Origin of the sequence: Blautia sp. TM10-2, from assembly GCF_003480845.1 — a bacterium.
Lineage (GTDB): Bacteria > Bacillota > Clostridia > Lachnospirales > Lachnospiraceae > Fusicatenibacter > Fusicatenibacter saccharivorans.
Map to the genome: position 1 here is coordinate 23,157 of NZ_QUJZ01000017.1, position 15,759 is coordinate 38,915.

11 protein-coding genes are annotated in these 15,759 nt (G+C 48.7%); 5 read left to right on the forward strand and 6 right to left on the reverse strand.

The genetic code is table 11. The features are described from left to right. Positions 1-39 precede the first annotated feature (39 nt). Positions 40-819: a tRNA threonylcarbamoyladenosine dehydratase gene (locus DXD92_RS15905; RefSeq protein WP_118595278.1), complete on the forward strand. Its 780-nt coding sequence runs from the start codon at positions 40-42 to the stop codon at positions 817-819. Between the two features lie 89 nt (positions 820-908). On the opposite strand, the gene DXD92_RS15910 is transcribed toward DXD92_RS15905, so the two are convergent. The 5 genes from DXD92_RS15910 to murC all read right to left on the reverse strand — a co-directional run bounded on the left by DXD92_RS15910 (position 909) and on the right by murC (position 8,785). Continuing rightward, the gene (locus DXD92_RS15910; protein WP_118641006.1) at positions 909-3,341 is read right to left on the reverse strand and encodes a GH36-type glycosyl hydrolase domain-containing protein; all 2,433 of its coding nucleotides are present in this window, start codon (positions 3,339-3,341) and stop codon (positions 909-911) included. A 145-nt stretch (positions 3,342-3,486) separates the two neighbouring features. Continuing rightward, entirely contained in the window at positions 3,487-4,677 is a 1,191-nt protein-coding gene (locus DXD92_RS15915; protein ID WP_118601402.1) for a ribose-phosphate pyrophosphokinase, read from the reverse strand. Next, positions 4,674-5,672: an ATP-binding protein gene (locus DXD92_RS15920; RefSeq protein ID WP_055219220.1), complete on the reverse strand. Its 999-nt coding sequence runs from the start codon at positions 5,670-5,672 to the stop codon at positions 4,674-4,676. Before DXD92_RS15920 ends, DXD92_RS15915 begins: the two co-directional genes overlap by 4 nt. A 21-nt stretch (positions 5,673-5,693) precedes the next feature. Beyond that, positions 5,694-6,857: a DnaD domain protein gene (locus tag DXD92_RS15925; RefSeq protein ID WP_118601401.1), complete on the reverse strand. Its 1,164-nt coding sequence runs from the start codon at positions 6,855-6,857 to the stop codon at positions 5,694-5,696. 536 nt (positions 6,858-7,393) lie between these two features. Then, positions 7,394-8,785, reverse strand: coding sequence for a UDP-N-acetylmuramate--L-alanine ligase (gene murC, locus DXD92_RS15930; protein WP_118601400.1), 1,392 nt, complete (start codon positions 8,783-8,785; stop codon positions 7,394-7,396). Between the two features lie 696 nt (positions 8,786-9,481). Here murC and DXD92_RS15935 point away from each other — a divergent pair. From DXD92_RS15935 to DXD92_RS15950, 4 genes are all read left to right on the forward strand, one after another. Further along, positions 9,482-10,753 (forward strand): glucose-1-phosphate adenylyltransferase, encoded by a 1,272-nt coding sequence (locus DXD92_RS15935; RefSeq protein WP_117802608.1) that lies wholly within the window; start codon positions 9,482-9,484, stop codon positions 10,751-10,753. 1 nt (position 10,754) lies between these two features. Next, positions 10,755-11,870, forward strand: a complete 1,116-nt coding sequence (gene glgD / locus DXD92_RS15940; RefSeq protein ID WP_022463228.1) for a glucose-1-phosphate adenylyltransferase subunit GlgD — start codon at positions 10,755-10,757, stop codon at positions 11,868-11,870. Positions 11,871-11,898: 28 nt separating this feature from the next. Next, positions 11,899-12,189, forward strand: a complete 291-nt coding sequence (spoVG, locus tag DXD92_RS15945; protein ID WP_022463229.1) for a septation regulator SpoVG — start codon at positions 11,899-11,901, stop codon at positions 12,187-12,189. A gap of 381 nt (positions 12,190-12,570) precedes the next feature. Then, positions 12,571-13,638 carry a P1 family peptidase gene (locus tag DXD92_RS15950; protein WP_118641008.1) on the forward strand — a complete coding sequence of 356 codons (1,068 nt, stop codon included), beginning with the start codon at positions 12,571-12,573 and terminating at the stop codon, positions 13,636-13,638. A gap of 1 nt (position 13,639) precedes the next feature. Here the strand turns inward: DXD92_RS15950 and DXD92_RS15955 are convergent, their stop codons facing one another. After that, complete coding sequence (locus DXD92_RS15955) at positions 13,640-15,610, reverse strand: sigma 54-interacting transcriptional regulator (RefSeq protein ID WP_022463231.1); 1,971 nt, start codon at positions 15,608-15,610, stop codon at positions 13,640-13,642. Positions 15,611-15,759: the final 149 nt, after the last annotated feature.

Below are 15,759 nucleotides of genomic sequence, written 5' to 3' on the forward strand. Positions count from 1 at the left end.
ATTGTAGTAGAGATTATAAACAAGGAGGAAGGAAAACAAATGGCATTAAATCAGTTTTCCAGAACACAGCTTCTGCTCGGACAGGAGAGCATGGATCTTCTGGCGGATGCGACCGTTGCCGTTTTCGGTATCGGCGGCGTGGGCGGCTATACCGTGGAGGCACTGGCAAGAAGCGGTGTCGGCCATTTTGTGCTGGTAGACGATGATAAGGTCTGCCTCACCAACATCAACCGTCAGATTATTGCGACGAGAAGCAGTGTCGGAAAATATAAAGTAGACGTAATGAAAGAACGCATTCTGGATATCAATCCGAAAGCGGAGGTAGAGGTATACAAATGCTTCTATCTGCCGGAAAATGCGGACGATTTTGATTTTTCGAAGTATTCATACGTGGTGGATGCTGTCGATACGGTGACAGCGAAGATTGAGATTATCATGCGCGCCAAAGCGTGCAATGTGCCGGTCATCAGCTGCATGGGAGCCGGAAACAAGCTGGACCCGACGAAGTTCCGCGTGGCGGATATCTATAAAACGAACATGTGCCCGCTGGCAAAGGTCATGCGTCGTGAGATGAAAAAACGCGGCGTGAAGAAACTGAAAGTGGTTTATTCAGAGGAAAAATCCCTCCGTCCGCTTGAGGATATGAGCATCAGCTGCCGGACAAATTGTATCTGTCCTCCGGGAGCTGCAAGAAAATGCACGGAGCGGCGTGATATCCCGGGCAGCGTAGCGTTTGTGCCGTCCGTAGCAGGACTGATTCTGGCGGGAGAGGTCATCAAAGATCTTTCCGGTGTCAGAGAGAGACGGCAGCTGCAGTAAAAAATAAGAATAAAAGGGACGAGCCCCGGAAAAGCAGTTGTGCTTTCCGGGGCTCGCCTTGTGTTTATGGAGATTTGAAATTTGAAAAATTACATTACGGCAACAACATCATATTCGGTGCAGCCTTCGGTGAGCGGAATCAGATTTCCTTCTACTGCGGTTCCGTTTACCGTGAGGGAAGAAATGCCCTTCTCTTTGTGATCCGGATTCTTAAAGGTAATGTTGTACCATGCACCGCGGAAGTATCTGCGGATCTTGAACTCTTCCATATTGGACGGAATACACGGATTTAAGGTCAGTCCGTCGTAATCCGGCTGAATACCGAGGATGTACTGGGAAACATTGACAAAAGTCCATGCGGCAGTACCGGTCAGCCAGGAGTTCTTTGCCTCACCGAAGTGAGCAGCGTCTTTTCCGGCGATCATCTGAGAGTAGACGTACGGCTCGGTGCGGTGGATCTCGCTGATGTCCTCAATGTAAGCCGGGCAGATCTTGCGGTACAGATCAAATGCGCGGTTTCCGTGGCCGACAACGGTTTCAGCGATGGAGATCCATGGGTTGTTGTGGCAGAAGATACCAGCATTCTCTTTGTATCCCGGCGGATAGGAGGAAACCTCACCAAGATTCAGGTAATACTTGGTGTAAGCCGGCTGCAGAAGAACGACACCGTACTTGGTTTCCAGAATATTTTTGACAGAAGTCAGTGCTTTTTCAGCCAGTCCCTCTTTGACACCGATTTCAGCAAGAACACAGAAGCCCTGCGGCTCGATGTAGATCTTACCTTCCTCACACTCATTGGAGCCGACTTTTTCGCCTGCTGCATCATAAGCACGCAGGAACCATTCGCCGTCCCAGCCTGCATCAAGGACTGCCTGGTAAACTTTTTCGACTTCTTTTTCTGCGTAAACAGCTTCTTCCTCATTGCCTCTGCGGCGGCAGATGGCTGCGTACTCTTTGCCGTATTTCACGAACATAGCGGCGATGAAAATGGACTCAGCAACCGGTCCCTCGGAAGGTCCTGTCGTCTGGAACGGTTCGCCCGGCTCTGCAGAGAAGCAGTTCAGGTTCAGACAGTCATTCCAGTCTGCACGGCCGATGAGCGGCAGTTTGTGCGGTCCGAGATGGGTTACGGTAAAGTCGAAGGAACGTTTCAGGTGCTCCATCAGAGGCTGTGCCTTGGTGGAATCGTTGTCGAAATCAACCTGCTCGTCGAGAATAGAGAAATCTCCGGTCTCTTTGATATAGGCGGCACATCCGGCGATCAGCCAGAGCGGGTCATCGTTGAAGCCGCTTCCGATATCCATGTTTCCTTTCTTCGTCAGTGGCTGGTACTGATGGTATGCGCTTCCGTCTTCAAACTGGGTAGCGGCAATATCGAGCAGACGCTCTCTTGCGCGGTCCGGGATCAGATGAACGAAGCCGAGCAGATCCTGGCAGGAGTCACGGAAGCCCATGCCGCGGCCGGTGCCAGACTCAAAGTAGGATGCGGAACGGGACATGTTGAAGGTAACCATACACTGATACTGGTTCCAGATGTTGACCATGCGTCCCAGTTTTTCATCTGCACAGGAGAGCGCATATTTTGCCAGCAGGCCTTCCCAGTAGGAAGCAAGCTCTGCAAGTGCTGCGTCAACCTGCTCGTCGGTCTGATAGTGGGAGAGCATCTCTTTTGCCGGCTTTTTGTTGATCACGCCAGGAGCTTCCCATTTGTCATCCGCTGCATTCTCACAGTAGCCGAGAACGAAGATAAAGGAGCGGGACTCGCCTGGTTTTAAGGTAACGTCGATGTGGTGGGAACCGATCACACCCCATCCGCTGGCAACGGTGTTGCCTGCAGTGCCGCGCAGAACGGTCTCCGGGCGGTCATTTCCGCGGTAAGCGCCAAGGAAAGCGTCGCGGTCGGTATCGTATCCGTCGATCGGGCAGTTGACTGCATAAACAGCGTAATGTCTGCGGCGCTCGCGGTACTCAGTTTTGTGGTAAATCTCAGAACCCTGGATCTCAACTTCGCCGATGCTGAAGTTTCTCTGGAAGTTGGTCATATCGTCCACGGCGTTCCAGAAGCAGAACTCTACAAAAGAAGTCAGAGTCAGTGTTTTTTCTTCGGTGCCGTTGTTGGTCAGCATGAGACGGTTTACTTCGCAGGAATCTGCCAGCGGAACAAAAGCGGTCAGTTCAGCGGCAACTAAGTTTTTGGAAGAAACAAAGCGGCTGTAGCCAAGGCCATGATGGCACTCGTAGGAATCGAGCGGCGTCTGGGTCGGCTGCCAGCCCGGGTTCCAGACGGTATCGCCGTCCTTGATGTAGTAGTAGCGTCCGTTCTGATCGAGCGGCGTATCGTTATAACGGTAACGGGTCAGACGCAGAAGTTTTGCGTCCTTGTAGAAGCTGTATCCGCCGCAGGTATTGGAAATCAGAGAAAAGAAGTTCTCAGATCCCAGATAGTTGATCCACGGAAGCGGAGTCTTCGGGCTTGTGATGACATACTCTTTTTTCGCATCATCAAAATGTCCAAATTGCATGTGTGATACCTCCTTCGTCGTACAATGTAATTTCATTATACAGCCGAAAAAAGAAAAAACTAGCAAGAATTTGCTAAAAATATAAAAAAACGCCGAAACCGTTTTCGTAACGGCTTCGGCATTTGTGAGATATTCACAGAAAAGATCAGATCTTCTCGCGGTTTTTAAATTTGCGGATGACTTTCTGAATACGATCCGCCGGATCCAGCAGTCCGCTGATGGAGGCGTCGTGATTCAGCTTGTCGATGATGAGAGCGATATATTTGCTCAGGTCGCAGCTGATGTAATATTCGCGGGAGAGAAGCTCCGGTGTCTGGTATACGACGTTGGTGGTCAGAACTTTTGTGAAGAGTCCTTCCTCATAAGCCTTGTCGAATTTCTCCAGTCCGCTGGTGAACAGTCCGAAGGTCGAGCACATGTAGATGTTGCGTGCCTCACGATCCTTTAAGAGTTTGGCAACTTCCAGCATACTCTCGCCGGAGGAGATCATATCGTCGATGATGATCATATCCTTACCTTTGACATCAGCACCGAGAAACTCATGGGCAACGATCGGGTTGCGTCCATCAATGATGGTAGAGTAGTCGCGGCGTTTGTAGAACATACCCATGTCAACACCGAGGTTGTTTGCCATGTAGATCGCACGGCCCATACCGCCCTCATCCGGGCTGATGACCATCAGATGATCCTTGTCGAGCTTCATATCCGGTGCATTGCGCAGGATGTTTTTGATGAACTGGTAAGCCGGCTGGATGGTTTCAAATCCATGCAGCGGAATCGCGTTCTGGACACGCGGGTCGTGAGCGTCGAAGGTGATGATGTTTTCTACGCCCATAGCAGTCAGCTCCTGCAGACCAAGTGCGCAGTCGAGAGACTCTCTTCCAGATCTCTTGTGCTGGCGGCTCTCATACAGGAATGGCATAATGACATTGATTCTGCGGGCTTTTCCACCGATGGCTGCGATGACACGCTTCAGATCCTGGAAGTGGTCGTCCGGAGACATGTGGTTGGTGTAGCCGCACAGAGAATAGGTCAGGCTGTAGTTGCAGACATCGAGCAGAATGTAGATATCGTCACCGCGGACAGATTCGTTGATGATACCCTTTGCCTCGCCTGAACCGAAACGCGGAACCTGAGACTGGATAATGTAGCTGTCACGCTCATATCCTTCATAGGCAGCGACATATTTTTCCGCAAATTCATTGCCGCGTCCCTTTCTCCAGCTGACCAGATAATCGTCGACCTTTTTTCCAAGTGCGGCGCTGCTGTTCAGCGGGATCAGTCCCAGTCTTCCGATTGGCAGTGTGTCAAAATGTCCTTCAGTTCCCTTACTCATGCTTTGGTTCCTCCCAAAAGTTTTTTCTGGATCCGAATATCGTTTCCAAAAAGTTTAATGATGGTGTAGTTACTTGAAATTCGTGAAAAGGTACGTTCCGAGTACGTCTCCATGAAGCGGTCAAGGGGCAGGTTCGTGGAGATGATCGTCGATTTCTTCCGCAGGATGCGTTCGTTGATGCAGAGAAAGAGCTGGGAAGAGACGAAGCTGTTGGTCAGTTCCGTACCTAAATCATCGATGATCAGAAGATCGCAGTCAAAGATATTGGCGTGAGCGTCTTTTGCTTCTTCTGAACTGGAAAAGGTGTAGCGTGCAAACAGGTCAAACAGATCAAATGCAGTAAAATAAATCACACAGAACGACTGCTCGATCAGCTCGCGGGCAATACAGTGCGAAAGAAACGTTTTTCCGACACCGGTGTCGCCGTAAAAGAAGAGATTTTCAAACGACGAGCCGAAATTGCGGACGAACGCCTGGCTTTTTTCGAGCGCGGCAGCAGCGGCCTCGCGGGAAGTGAGCGGTGTTCCGGTACTGGTCAGGCTGTCCGAGTAGTAATCCAGAGAGAACTGGCTGAAATTTTCGGCTTTCAGAAGCTCCTCCACGTTGGACTGCCGGTACAGAAGATCGACGGCAGCTTTTTTGAAGCAGGCGCATTTCTGCGTGCCGTTGATGTAGCCGGTGTCGCGGCAGAGCGGGCAGTCATACGTCAGCTCGAGATAGTCTGCCGGGTAGCCGTGCATGGAAAGGAGCGCCGCGCGTTCCTGGGAACGGTCACGGATGGCAGCATTCAGGTCGAGATCCATGGAAGCGTCTCCGTTCAGCATCGCTTTTGCTTTCCGGACCGAGAGGGATGCAATCTCGGCGTCGATTTCCGCAAGGCGCGGAATCTTTTCATAAGCAATGCGGATGTGCTCCTGCTGTTCTCTCTGGTGGCGGAGCTGCCGTTCGTTGTACATGCGCATAATCGCATCGTATTGCGGGTTTGTCAGTGCCATAGTTGTTTCGTCCTCCGGGCGTTATTTCAGAAGCTGTTCTTCTAACTTCTGGTAGTCGTATTCTCTCTGATGGAAATTGTTGAAGCGGTTACTTGAAGCAGCAGGAGCGGTTTTTCGTGCCGCATTCTGATCAGAAGCGGTTTTCTTCCTTTTCTGGTGCTCCGCATCGCGCTGTTCGACGTCTGCCATGGAGCGGACGCCCTGTTCCTTCCATTTGGAGAGAATGCCTTCCGCGTACTGGAAGCTCGGCTGGCCGATCTTGGAAACGGTGCGCTGACAGGCTTCGATGATAAGATCAATCGTAAAACCGTAGGTATTCAGCCAGCGGTCCATCATCTCGGCTTCTTTTTCCACCGGTGCGCGGTTGCGGATGCCGAATGCTTTCAAAATTGTGTAGTAATGTTTGTTGAATGTCGTGGTCTCCTGTTTGGCAGAGGCAACATCGCGGATTCCGCTTTCCTGCCAGGCGAGTCCTACCTTTTTCAGGTAGTGGATGCTGGTGCTTCCCTTCGAAACACAGTATTCCACCAGGTATTCCAGAAGATCCGCGGAAAAGTGGAGATCATCATAGAAAAACATGATGCATTCGATTTCCGTTGGCGACAGAAGATGACCGAAATACGTCTGCGCAACGTAAAGAACGTGCTGCAGTTCTTCGCGGCTGCCGGGAGCGTGTTTTTTTTCTACTGACTGTCCGGAAATACCGGAACTGGAAAGATCATCTGCCGGAGAAGAGGCAGATGGGGCAGAAACGGCCGGCTGTGGTGATGGAGCCGGGGTCTGTTCCGTCTGCGGGATTTCAACGGATACAGCAGAAACAGCCGGTGCAGCCGCAATCGGGCCGGAAATCGAGGATTCCGGTGTTGGAAGGATTCCGCTTTCTTCCTTCCGGACAAGCGGCAGAAAGGCGATTCCGGTCGGAACGCTTTCCCCGGCGGTGTAGGAGAGCGAGAGGAGTCCCTGCTTCTCCCAGTATTTCAGCGCCCGGACGATATCGTTTTCCGTGCAGGAAAAAAAATCTGCCATCGATGACAGAGTGGAATCCTGCTGATGGTCTTTGACCAGCTTCAGCAGATAAAGGTACACTTTTACAAATTCTCCGTTGGCTGCGGGCATATATTGTTCCAGAAAAAGATCCGGCACAGCAGTCACACTGGCCAGGCAGTCATTGTTTAATGTCAGCATACTCAAAATTACACCATCCTGTTCTTATCGTGCGGCAGATTTTTACTTTTAGCGATCTGTTTTTTATTATACGTCTTGCCTTCTCATACACAATCAAGTATAACACAGTATTTTCGACAAGTGAATAGGTGTTTTGCGGAAAAAACATTCCGGGAAAAAGGCACGGTGGATGAAAAAGGACTGTGGACAATGTGGATAATGTGGAGAAATCCGTTTTGTGAAATATTATCATCTACCAAAAATGTTGAAAAATGGAGGAAAACAGGGAAGTATAGGACTTTCTGGTGATATCGTTATGTAAACAAAGTTATACACAGGAAATCCACATTGTGTGGATCGTAAAAATGTGTATAAAATTGTGGATAATGTGGATAACTCTGAAAACAGGCGAAAATACAGGAAAATAGCTGTGAATAAAAATGTGCGTAACTATTTGGCGAAAAGACAGATTGTGTGGATTCGGAGCAAAAAAAGACCCTGTGGAAAAAAGGAAAACTCCATTTTCCACAGGGAGCAGGTAAAGCGAAAGAATGATTTTATTTTTCGGAAGCAAGAAGCTCCTCACCGATTTTTACAACGTCTCCGGCACCCATGGTGATCAGCATGTCGCCCTCGGCAAGATTTTCGTTCAGATAGTTTTCGATTTCCGCAAAGGATGGGAAATATTCGCAGGCAGTGCCGAGTTTTACAATGCGCTCCTGGATATCTTTGGAGGAGATGCCGAGCGTATCGGTTTCTCTGGCTGCGTAAATATCGGCGAGAACCACATGGTCTGCCAGGGAAAGAGCGGCGGCGAAATCATCGAGCAGCGCTTTCGTTCTGGTGTAGGTATGCGGCTGGAAGACGCACCACAGTGTTCTGTGCGCACAGTTTTCAGCGGCTTCCATCGTTGCACGGATTTCGGTTGGATGATGCGCATAATCGTCGATCACCTTTGCTCCGTGGTATGTACCTTTATACTGGAAACGGCGGTCGGTTCCGCGGAAGGTGGCAAAGCCTTCGTGGATAGCGTTTTCCGGCAGCTGCAGTTCATCGGCCAGTGCAATGGCAGCCAGGGCGTTGGAAACGTTGTGAAGTCCCGGAACCATCAGCGTATAGCGACCGCGCAGCTCGCCACGGCAGATGCAGTCGAAGGACGGGTGATCGAACTCATCGTAGGTGATGTTGGCAGCGGTATAATCAGCGACAGCCTGATTCTCCAGCGCGTAGGTGACAACCTTACAGCCAAGACCTTCGGTCACGTAATCGTATTTCGGCGTATCGGCATTGATAATCAGCATGCCGTCGGTCGGGAGCAGACGGGCAAACGCACGGAAAGAGTGGCGGATGTCGTCGATATCTTTGAAGAAATCGAGATGGTCTGCATCCATGTTGAGGATAATGCCGATTTTCGGAAAGAAGCTTAAGAAACTGTTGGTATACTCGCATGCCTCGGTCAGGAAGGTTTCGGAATGGCCGACACGGATATTTCCGCCGATGGACGGAAGAATACCGCCGACAGAAATAGTCGGATCGCAGTCAGCGGCCATCAGAATGTGGGAGAGCATAGAAGTTGTTGTCGTCTTTCCGTGTGTACCGGAAACGGCGATCGGTGTATCGTAGTTGCGCATGATCTGTCCAAGCAGTTCAGCACGGGTCAGCATCGGAATGCCGGCAGCTTTGGCGGCGGCAAATTCCGGGTTGTCCGGGTGGATCGCTGCGGTGTAAACGACAAGGTCGATGCCAGGAATGATATTTTCCGCCTTCTGGCCGTAGAAAACCTGTGCGCCAAGAGAAGTCAGGTGGCGGGTCAGGTCACTTTCTTTTGCATCGGAACCGGAAATTGTAAAGCTTTCTTTTAAAAGAATCTCGGCAAGGCCGCTCATGCTGATGCCGCCGATGCCAATAAAATGTATATGGATTGGTTTGCTGAAATCTACTTCGTACATGGTATCTCCTTCAATGTGTCTTTTCACTGAAAATGGGGAAATTTTCTCAATACATATTTTTCAATTAATATAGGAAAGAACAGAACGAAATGCAGCGCCGGTTCCCCGGAATCCGGCTGGAACTGTTCTGGCTAATAGTATACACGTATTTGCCGGAAAAGTAAAAGAAAAAAAGCGGATGAATTCGAAAATGAAATAAAAAACAATGGATAAGTATTATAAACCAGAACATATGCAAAAAGAAATATTGCAAACTAAAATGAACGAAATGTAACAAAAACTGGTAAAAATAAATGAATACGCTGTCGAAAATTGTAGAAAATCATGATACGATTTTTGACACAAATAAAATGCATAGTCAAAATCAATAAAATATAAGATAAAATAAAAGAAAAATTATAAAAAATGTTCACAATGAGACGGAAGTGTGATATAATTTTAATTGTAGTTATCAAAGAAGTGCGTGGATATGAAAAACCAGAACCGACAGCATGGTTGCTGTTTCGTACACAGGGAGACAGGTGCTGTTTCGCTGCGTGAGAAAGTGATTCAGGTGTAAGTAGCCCCTTCCTGCAAGGCAAAGCCTGAAGGGGGGCAGCGAAGGTTACCGTTCGCGGAAAAGCGGTGAACGGTAAGCGTAGAACCGTACATTCTTACAGTTACTGCAAATCTTTAGATACGACAAGAGGTGATTGCATGATTAAGAAAGAGATGATAGCAATGCTGCTGGCAGGCGGTCAGGGAAGCCGTCTCGGTGTGCTCACGGAGAAAGTGGCAAAACCGGCAGTAGCATTTGGCGGAAAGTATCGAATCATCGACTTCCCGCTCAGTAATTGTATCAATTCAGGAATTGATACGGTAGGCGTACTGACCCAGTATCAGCCGCTGCGGCTGAATACCCATATCGGAATCGGTATTCCGTGGGATCTCGATAAAAACGAAGGCGGCGTAACCGTTCTGCCGCCATATGAAAAAAGTACAAACAGCGAATGGTATACAGGAACTGCAAATGCAATTTACCAGAACATGGCTTATATGGAAACATACAATCCAGAATATGTTCTGATTCTTTCCGGCGACCACATTTACAAAATGGATTACGAGGTGATGCTTGACTATCACAAAGCAAACCACGCAGATGTGACCATCGCATGTATGCCGGTACCGATCGAAGAAGCAAGCCGTTTCGGTGTCATGATCACAGACGGAAACGGAAGAATTACCGAATTTGAAGAAAAACCGGAGCACCCGAGAAGCAACCTCGCTTCTATGGGCATCTATATTTTCAGCTGGAAAGCATTAAAGGAATCTCTGACAGCCCTGAAGGATCAGCCGAGCTGTGACTTCGGAAAACACATTCTGCCGTACTGCCGCGACAACGGAAAACGTCTGTTTGCGTATGAGTTCAACGGCTACTGGAAAGATGTCGGAACGCTTGGCTCATACTGGGAAGCAAATATGGAGCTGATCGATATTATTCCGGAATTCAATTTATATGAGGAGTTCTGGAAGATCTATACCAAAGGTGATATCATCCGTCCGCAGTATGTTTCAGGGGACGCTGTCGTCGACCGCTGTATTATCGGCGAGGGCGCTGAAATCTACGGAGAGGTACATAATTCCGTCATCGGTGCGGATGTGCGCATTGAAAAGGGTGTTGTTGTAAGAGATTCTATTATTATGCGCCACAGCACAATCGGCGAGGGAACCCAGGTCAATAAGGCCATTATTGCAGAAAACGTACATGTCGGCAGGCATGTTGTGATGGGCGTTGGCGAGGAAGCGCCGAACGTCTTAAAACCGAATATTTACGGATTCGGACTTGTGACCGTTGGAGAAAAGGCAGTCATTCCGGATGGCGTAACCATTGGAAAGAATGTCTGCATTTCCGGCGAAACTTCCCTTGAGGATTACCCGGATGGCACACTTCCGTCCGGCGGAGCAATTGTAGAAAAGGACGGTGAGTAATATGAGAGCATTGGGAATTATTCTTGCAGGCGGTAACAACAACAAAATGAGAGAGCTGTCCAATAAAAGAGCCGTTGCAGCTATGCCGGTCGCAGGCAGCTTCCGCAGCATCGATTTTGCGCTGTCAAGTATGGCAAACTCTCATATTCAGAAGGTGGCTGTCCTGACACAGTACAACGCCAGATCCTTAAACGAGCATTTGAGCTCATCCAAATGGTGGGATTTCGGAAGAAAACATGGCGGTCTGTTTGTATTTTCTCCAACCGTTACATCAGATAACAGCTGGTGGTACCGTGGAACGGCAGACGCGATCAGTCAGAACCTGACATGGCTGAAAAACAGCCATGAACCGTACGTAGTCATCGCATCGGGAGATGGCGTATACAAACTGGATTTCAATAAGGTACTGGAATACCATATTGCAAAACGTGCGGATGTTACCGTGGTATGCACGGATTCCAAGGAAGCAGATACCAGCCGCTTCGGCGTCCTGAAGATGAATGAGGACTGCCGCATCGAGGAGTTCGAGGAAAAACCGATGGTTTCGAGCTCCAACGTGATCTCTACCGGTATCTATGTCATCCGCCGTCGCCAGCTGATCGAAATGATTGAGCGCAGCGCACAGGAAGACCGCTACGACTTTGTAAAGGATATTTTAATCCGTTACAAAAACCTGAAACGGATTTACGGATACAAGATCAATACCTACTGGAGCAACATTGCTACCGTAGATTCCTATTACAGAACCAACATGGATTTCCTGAAACCGGAGGTAAGAGATTACTTCTTCGGACAGTATCCGGGCATCTACTCCAAGATCGACGATCTTCCGCCGGCAAAATACAATCCTGGCTGCACAGTGAAAAATTCTCTTGTATCCAGCGGCTGTATCATCAACGGACAGGTTGAGAACTCTGTTTTGTTCAAGAAGGTATATGTTGGAAACAACTGTGTGATTAAAAATTCTATCATCTTAAATGATGTATATCTCGGAGACAACACTCACATTGAAAACTGTATTGTGGAGAGCAGGGACACCATCCGTGCAAACTCCTATCACTGTGGGGAGGACGGCATCAAAATTGTTGTCGAAAAAAACGAAAGATACGCCATCTGATTATGGGGTGAAAGGGGCATAAAAGTTTATGAACATTACAGACGTGAGAGTACGCAAGGTAACAAAAGAAGGAAAAATGAAGGCGGTTGTGTCTATCACAATCGATGACGAATTTGTTGTACATGATATCAAGGTGATTGAAGGAGAAAAAGGACTGTTTATCGCAATGCCGAGCCGTAAGGCTACGGACGGGGAGTACCGCGATATCGCACATCCGATCAACTCCGGAACCAGAGAAAAAATTCAGACCATTATCCTGAAACAGTACGAACAGGCGATGGCAGAAGCGGAAGCAGAGGAAGCTGCTGCAGAGGCCTGAGCAAAAAGGAAGAAAGAATGCCCCCGGGCGGAAAACGGAAGTGGTTACGTTTTCCGCCCGGGGGCGTTTTTGTCAGTAAAAACAAAGATGACGATATACAAAAGTATATCGCCATCTTTTTATGAGGGGGGAGATAGTGAGTGGTTTATCAACTATCCGAGCTTTATTATAAAAGGAATATGTGAGCAAAGTGTGTCCAAATTCTAAAAGAAATGGAAAAAATATAAAGAAAAGAAGAAAAATTGTGGGAAGAGGTATGGACAGAAGAGAGAAGAGAGCGTAAAGTGAGAAAAAAATGTATCTTCGGAGTCTTTTTTTGTGCCTGTATTTGCGCGAGCTGAAAAATTCCGGGAGTACATCATAAAAAGAGGAGGAAACAGGATGAGACAGAAGAGAATCAGCGATTACGGATATCGGATCGGACATCATGAAAACGGACCGCGAAACAAAATTACGGATGTGCCCGGTGTGCGGGTAGGCCATGCGACGGTGGAAAGTGGAAATCAGCATACCGGAGTGACGGTGATTGTGCCGGGAGAGGGCAATCCGTTTCTGAAAAAGTACCTGGCGTCTGCCTACGTGCATAACGGTTTCGGGAAAACGTGCGGTCTTGTGCAGGTACAGGAGCTCGGAACTCTTGAAACGCCCATTGCCCTGACCAATACACTGAATGTCGGAAAAGTGGCGGATGCCATGATTTCCTGGATGATACAGCAGACCAAAAAAGAAGGGGAAGATGTTTTTTCCATCAATCCGGTTGTCGGAGAATGTAATGATTCGAGAATCAATGAGATTTGTAACCGGGTAGTGGGGGAAAAAGAGCTGTATCAGGCACTGGAGCAGGCGGATACAGACTTTGCGGAAGGTGATATCGGTGCCGGAACAGGAACGATCTGCTATGGGCTGAAAGGGGGAATCGGATCGGCATCCCGCACGCTGGTGCTTGACGGAAAAACATATACCATTGGTGTTCTGGTACAGTCAAATTTCGGAGCAACCAGAGATTTGAAAATCAGTGGAAAACCGGCAGGAGAGAAGATTCTGGAGCGGATCCGGAAGGAAGAATGCGGAAGCAGCGCCGAAGACCGGGGATCTATTATGACGGTTCTGGCAACAGACCTTCCGGTATCGGAGCGGCAGCTGTACCGGATTATCCGCCGCTGTGGAGTTGGAATCGCCAGAACAGGAGCCTACACCGGCCACGGAAGCGGTGAAATCATGATCGGATTTACAACAGCAAACCGCGTAGACACAAAGAGTACATGTGAGGTGGAAGCGTGCGCCCGGATAAAAGAAGAAAAAATCAACGAGGCATTTGAAGCAGCGGCAGAGGCTGTGGAGGAAGCGATCCTGAACTCTATGGTAACCGCAAAGGAAAAAAGAGGCCTGGACGGAGCCAGATACCGCAGCCTTGCCGAATTTCTGGAAACACCGGGATTTCTGAAATAAATTATTTTTCCAGAACCATACGCCCCAGCTCGGAAATTTCACATCCGCCTTTTGTCCGGTGCACGATGAGATAACCGGCGGAAGAAAGCTCTCCGAGTACGGTGCGCAGAGCCGCTTCGGATACAAAGGTTTCTCCGTCGGCCAGTCCGTTTTTGATTGCCAGGCGGCCTGCTTTCGGATGCGTCGATACGAAAGAAAGAACCTGATATTGAAGGGCGGTGAGGGAAACGTCAGCCATCTGGCGGGAACGGAGGTATGTCGGCAGATCGGAAAGCTGCAGCTTATGGCTGCTGTACCGGGTAAACAGGCTGCAGGACAGATTGTACAGCTCATGAATATTTCCGGGGTACGCATATTCCTTCAGAAAGCGCAGAAGCCCTTCCGAAAAGATCCGGTCGCAGGTCATATCGGTGTTGTGGAAAAACTGAAGCAGAAAGTAATTGAGAAGATCGGGAATATCCTCCCTGCGTCTGCGGATCGGGACTGTCTGAAGCTCGGAAGCACTTAAAAGGTGAAAAAGCTCCCGCAGGAAGGTTCCTTTTTCTACTTTTTTATAAAGGTTATCATCCGCAATAGCAATGATACGCACATCGAAACGGCGGGTTTCCGGTGCGGAAAAGAAGTTACCATGAACATTGGTAAGAACATTGACCAGCAGATCCTGAATGGAAAGCGGAAAACGGTCCACCTGGGAAAGGACGAGTGTGCCATGGTTGGTTTCGGCAAGAAGCCGGAGCAGGGAGGCTTCGGTCAGATCATTTCCCGGAGAATGAAGAACAGAAAACGGATAATGGTGGCGGCGCGAAAAATTGTGGATCGCACGTGCGAGTGTCCGGCGCTGTGTACCGCTTTCTCCCTGGATCAGAATCGGAAAATCAAAAAGTGCAAGATGTCTGGCCTGCGCCATCAGATTCTGGACGGAATCTGCGTGGGACAGGGAAAGGGAAAAGGTACGGGAGGAAGCGAAAAAAGTGCTTTCTTCCGTTTTTTCGTCTTTCGATACCGACATTTCCATGGATCTGCTCTCGGGAAGAAACGCAAGAAAAACAGGTTCTGTATCTGGAAAAACCATAGAGAGAACGCTTAACGTGATCTGTGTTTTCTGATCCGAAAGGAGAATGGTCCAGTCACCGTTGCGGTCGAAAGCAGTGTCCGCGTAGGCAGGCGGAAGACATTCCGAAAAAGGCTGTCCTTCAAAGTTGGAGGAAGGAAGCGAGAAGGCATGTGCAAATTTAGCGTTCATGAACTGAATGCGGCCATCCGCACCAAACAGACAGATGCCAATGGGAAGAGAGAACAGGATCACCTGCATGAGCTGTTCGGTCTGTACATAATTTGTATAGTAAGTTTCTGAGGTCTTGACGGTGTGAAGAATCTGATTGACATAATTGCGCGATACACGGTTTACGGTCTGCAGAGGAATGTTGAAATATTCGCAGAGCTGTAAAATAGTGGAAATATCGATGATACGGTTGCCGATATCCAGCACATTGGGGATGCGGGAAGGAACGAGCTGCGGCTCGCCGGCGGTGATGGCAAACTGAATGTCAGACTCGGTATCCTTGCATCCGGGATAAAACGGAACAAAGTCATATTGTGTGATGCCGCATTCCTCAAGCTGGGAAATGATAGCGAGCGTGGAATATTTATCATCGTTTACCAGATAGACACGTTCGTGCGGCGGAATCTGAATGATTTTATCCAGGAACATATGGTTGAAAACGCGGTCGCAGGGGAGCTGCAAAATGGAGGAGTCAAGGGTAAGCGGAAAGGTTTCCATGGCGCGGACGCTTGGAAAAAGGACGCACTGGTATCCCCGGAAGAGAGAGGGGTCTGTGGCCTGCTCTCTTAAAAGGGTGTTGAAGGTGAGATATTCACCGAGCACGGAGTGAAGATAAGACTGAAATTCGGAAAGCATTCGTTTCCGGGAAGAAATGATCAATACGTTGCCAAGCTTTTGTTTTCTGTTCATAAAGGGACCTCTTTTCCTGCTAAAAAGTGGTAATGGGTTAAAAATTAGGATAATTATATCATTTTTGACGAAAATAAACAACCTAAATGCAAAAAGACAAAAAAGAAAAGAAAAAATCAAGAAGAATGCTTTGACATAGTGACGCATTA